Origin of the sequence: Polaromonas sp. (genome assembly GCF_031411155.1) — a bacterium.
In the GTDB taxonomy this organism is placed as follows: Bacteria; Pseudomonadota; Gammaproteobacteria; order Burkholderiales; family Burkholderiaceae_C; genus Polaromonas.
In genome coordinates, this window is the sequence record NZ_JANOAL010000153.1 from 1 (window position 1) to 3,607 (window position 3,607).

The 3,607-nt window shown below is 61.3% G+C and carries 4 protein-coding genes and 1 pseudogene; all 5 read left to right on the forward strand.

The window, feature by feature from the left end:
• Nucleotides 1-138, forward strand: a pseudogene (locus RMO23_RS10160) (ROK family protein); the annotation flags it as partial.
• A gap of 179 nt (nucleotides 139-317) precedes the next feature.
• On the forward strand, nucleotides 318-1,568 hold the full coding sequence (locus tag RMO23_RS10165; protein ID WP_309681079.1) for an ABC transporter substrate-binding protein: 1,251 nt from the start codon (nucleotides 318-320) through the stop codon (nucleotides 1,566-1,568).
• A 72-nt stretch (nucleotides 1,569-1,640) separates the two neighbouring features.
• Nucleotides 1,641-2,522, forward strand: a complete 882-nt coding sequence (locus tag RMO23_RS10170) for a sugar ABC transporter permease (protein WP_309681081.1) — start codon at nucleotides 1,641-1,643, stop codon at nucleotides 2,520-2,522.
• Complete coding sequence (locus RMO23_RS10175; protein WP_309681082.1) at nucleotides 2,512-3,366, forward strand: carbohydrate ABC transporter permease; 855 nt, start codon at nucleotides 2,512-2,514, stop codon at nucleotides 3,364-3,366. The genes RMO23_RS10170 and RMO23_RS10175 overlap by 11 nt, the downstream gene beginning before the upstream one ends.
• A 4-nt stretch (nucleotides 3,367-3,370) precedes the next feature.
• Nucleotides 3,371-3,607, forward strand: a 237-nt coding sequence (locus tag RMO23_RS10180; protein WP_309681085.1) for an ATP-binding cassette domain-containing protein, incomplete at its 3' end; no start/stop codon positions are given.

A 3,607-nucleotide genomic window follows, 5' to 3' on the forward strand; every position in this document is an offset into this window, starting at 1 on the left:
CACCGCGACTACCTGCTGCCTAGGCTGCAGTCGCAGATCAGCGGCAAGCTGCCGGCGCTGACGCAGGGCCTGGCGCTGCTGCCGGCCGGCCTGCAGGACAAGGTGGGCGACTACGGCGCGCTGGCGCTGGTGGCATGATCCTGATGACGTGATGACGTGATGACGTGATGACGTGATACAGGGGCCGGACTACGGGTAAGTCCTATGAATCCATCCGAAAGATTAATGAATAATTAATTAATTCGGCGAGCATGGTGTTGGCCGGAGTTAACATGCCCCGGGCCTGATGTGCCAAACGGGGCGAATCAGGAGACAACATGTTCAAGATTTCAAGCCTGACGGCTGCCGTATTACTTGCCACCGTGGCCGTGTCTGCACAAGCCGGTGAGGTGGAAGTGCTGCATTACTGGACCTCGGGCGGCGAAGCCAAGTCGGTGGCTGAACTCAAGAAGATCATGCAGGCCAAGGGCCATGTCTGGAAAGACTTTGCCGTCGCCGGTGGCGGTGGCGACAATGCCGCGACCGTGCTGAAAAGCCGTGTGGTGTCGGGTAACCCGCCGGCTGCCGCCCAGATCAAGGGCCCGGCGATTCAGGAATGGGCCGCCGAAGGCGTGCTGGCCAACCTCGACGCCACCGCCAAGGCCGAGAAATGGGACAGCCTGCTGCCCAAGGCCGTCGCCGATGTCATGAAGTACAAGGGCAATTACGTCGCCGCGCCGGTCAACGTGCACCGCGTGAACTGGGTCTGGGCCAACCCCGAGGTGCTGAAAAAGGCCGGTGTGGCCGGCATGCCCAAGACCTGGGACGAGTTTTTTGTCGCCGCCGACAAGATCAAGGCCGCCGGCCTGATCGCCGTGGCCCACGGTGGCCAGAACTGGCAGGACTTCACCACCTTTGAGGATGTGGTGCTGGGCGTGGGCGGTGCCAAGTTCTACAACGACGCGCTGGTCAAGCTTGATGCCAAGGCGCTGGGCAGCGACACCATGAAAAAATCGCTGGAAACCTTCCGCAGGATCAAGGGCTACACCGACCCCGCCTCCGCCGGGCGCGACTGGAACCTGACCACCGCGCTGGTGATGCAGGGCAAGGCCGGTTTCCAGTTCATGGGTGACTGGGCCAAGGGCGAGTTTTTGGCCGCCGGCAAGGTGCCGGGCAAGGACTTTTTGTGTGCCGCCGCTCCCGGCACCGCCAGCGCCTTCACCTTCAACGTCGATTCCTTCGCCATGTTCAAGCTGAAAGCCGCCGATGCGCAAAAAGCCCAGGGCGACCTGGCTGCGGCGATCATGGGCACCGAGTTCCAGGAAGTGTTCAACCTCAACAAGGGTTCCATCCCGGTGCGTCTGAACATGAAGATGGACAAGTTTGACGACTGCGCCAAGACTTCTGCCAAGGATTTCGTGGACACCGCCAAGACCGGCAGCCTGGTGCCTTCCATCGCCCACGGCATGGCCGTCAGCCCGGCGGCTGAAGGCGCGATCAAGGACGCCGTCAGCCAGTTCTGGAACAACGACAAGATCAGCGTGGCGGATGCCATGAAGACGATTGCCTCCGCTGCTGCGACAAAATAAGTAGCGCCCTTCGCACGTCCCTCATCTCGCCTGCGGGATGAGGGCCTCCTCTTTTTCTGGAGAGTCACTCCCATGAAACCGACCTTTGAGCGGACCTTGCCCAAGCTGGTGATCGCGCCGGGCTTTGTGCTGGGCTTTGCCTTTATCTACGGGCTGATGATCTGGAACGGGGTGTTATCCCTGACCGCTTCGCGCATGCTGCCCAACTACGACGAGTTCACCGGTCTGGAGCAGTACGCCAAACTCTGGGAGTTGGACCGCTGGTGGCTGGCCCTGAAGAACCTGGGCATCTTCAGCGTGCTGTACGTCGGCGGTTCCATGCTGATCGGCATGGCGCTGGCGATTGTGCTGGACCAGAAAGTGCGCGCCGAAGGCTGGCTGCGCACCATTTATCTGTACCCGATGGCGCTGTCCTTCATCGTCACCGGAACCGCCTGGAAATGGATGCTGAATCCCAGCCTGGGGCTGGAAAAGCTGATGCACGACATCGGCTGGAGCAGTTTCAGCTTCGACTGGCTGGTGCAAAGCGACACCGCCATCTACTGCGTGGTGATTGCCGGCATCTGGCAGTCGGCCGGCTTTGCAATGGCGCTGTTTCTGGCCGGACTGCGCGGTATTGACGACAGCATCATCAAGGCCGCGCAGATCGACGGCGCCAGCCTGCCGCGCATTTACTGGCGCATCATCTTGCCGATTTTGCGGCCGGTGGTGTTCTCCACCGTCATGGTGTTGTCGCACCTGTCGATCAAGAGTTTCGATCTGGTGATGGCCCTGACCGGCGGCGGCCCCGGCTACGCCACCGACGTGCCCGCCACCTTCATGTATGTGATGAGTTTTACCCGCGGCCAGATTGGCCTGGGCGCGGCCAGCGCCACCATGATGCTGGCCACCGTGGCGGCCATCGTGGTGCCCTATTTGTACAGTGAACTGCGGAGCAAACCCCATGATCGCTAAGAACTTTTCGCGGCTGCTGATCTACGGCGTGCTGCTGCTGGCGGCGGTGCTGTTTCTGGCGCCCATGTATGTGATGCTGGCCACCTCGTTCAAGGACGCCGAGGAAATCCGCAACGGCAATTTGCTGAGTCTGCCGCACGGCCTGAACTTCGAGGCCTGGACGCTGGCCTGGTCAAGCGCCTGCACCGGCACCGACTGCCGGGGCTTGCAACCCTTCTTCTGGAACTCGGTGCTGATCGTGTTCCCGGCGGTGCTGATCTCCACCTTGTGGGGCGCGATCAACGGCTACGTGCTGAGCCTGTGGAGGTTTCGCGGCAGCGACCTGCTGTTTGGCTTCATGCTGTTTGGCGTGTTCATGCCGTTTCAGGTGGTGCTGTTGCCGATGAGCCAGGTGCTGGGCTGGCTGGGCATTTCCAGTTCGGTCGGCGGCCTGATCTTTGTGCATTGCCTGGCCGGCCTGGCGGGCACCACGCTGTTTTTCCGCAACTACTATGCCGCCGTGCCGAAGGAACTGGTCAACGCCGCGCGCATTGACGGCGCGGGTTTCTGGCGCATCTTCTTTCGCATCATCGTGCCGCTGTCCACGCCCATCGTGATGGTCACCTTGATCTGGCAGTTCACCAACATTTGGAACGACTTCCTGTTTGGCGTGGCCTTCAGCGGCGCCGACAGCAAGCCCATCACCGTGGGCCTGAACAACATGGTCAACACCAGTAGCAGCGTGAAAAACTACAACGTGGACATGGCGGCTGCCGTGATCGCGGGCCTGCCCACCATGCTGATCTACGTGTTGGCAGGGCAGTATTTCGTTAAAGGACTGACGGCCGGCGCCGTCAAGGGATAAGCACATGGCATCCGCACTCAAAATTTCTGGCATCCGTAAAACCTTCGGCAATGGCGACAAAACCGTCGAAGTGCTCAAGCGCATCGACATCGACGTGGCCCCGGGCGAGTTCCTGATCCTGGTCGGTCCATCGGGCTGCGGCAAGTCCACCTTGCTGAACATCATTGCCGGCCTGGAGGAACCCACCGAAGGCGCGATCCGCATCGGCGACCGCAACGTGGTCGGCGTGGCGCCGGCCCAG